Below are 503 nucleotides of genomic sequence, written 5' to 3'. Positions count from 1 at the left end.
TCTATATACTGCTGAAAGCTCTGCATGGCAGCCTCACTGGAATGCCGGCATGACATCGGCGATGAAACGTTCGAGCGACGCCTTCTTGCGCTCGAAACTCATGCCGCTGTCGATCCAGAGGGAATATTCGTCATAGCCGAGGTCCTCGTAGACCTTCAGCCGCTTGACTACGTCATCGGCCGTGCCGATCGGCATGTTGGCCATCATCGTCTCGGGCGCGAGGTTGGGATTGGCGTTGAGCTCCTCCTCGGTCAACTGCTCGATCAGCCCCTGGCTGATCGGCCGCTGGTTTTTGAACCAGGCGAAGAAATAGTTGTAATAGACGCTCAATTCCTTTGCCGCCTGGGCGATATCGGCCTGGTCGCTGCCGACATAGGTGTGGAGCAGCAGCATGATCTTCGGCCGGGGGATATCAGGCGCCTTGGCGCAGGCGGCCGTGAACCGCTCCATCAGGCTGGCGATCTCGGTCTCGCCATTGGCGAGCGGCGTGCACTGGACATTGC

General features: G+C 59.2%; 1 protein-coding gene. It reads right to left on the bottom strand.

What is annotated here, in order from left to right:
* Positions 1-33: 33 nt before the first annotated feature.
* On the bottom strand, positions 34-503 hold a 470-nt coding region (locus AC1D0P_RS28435; RefSeq protein ID WP_477679795.1), incomplete at its 5' end, for an LLM class flavin-dependent oxidoreductase.

This window comes from Polaromonas sp. P1_G2 (assembly GCF_056405515.1).
This window is presented reverse-complemented; position numbering and strand designations above follow the sequence as displayed.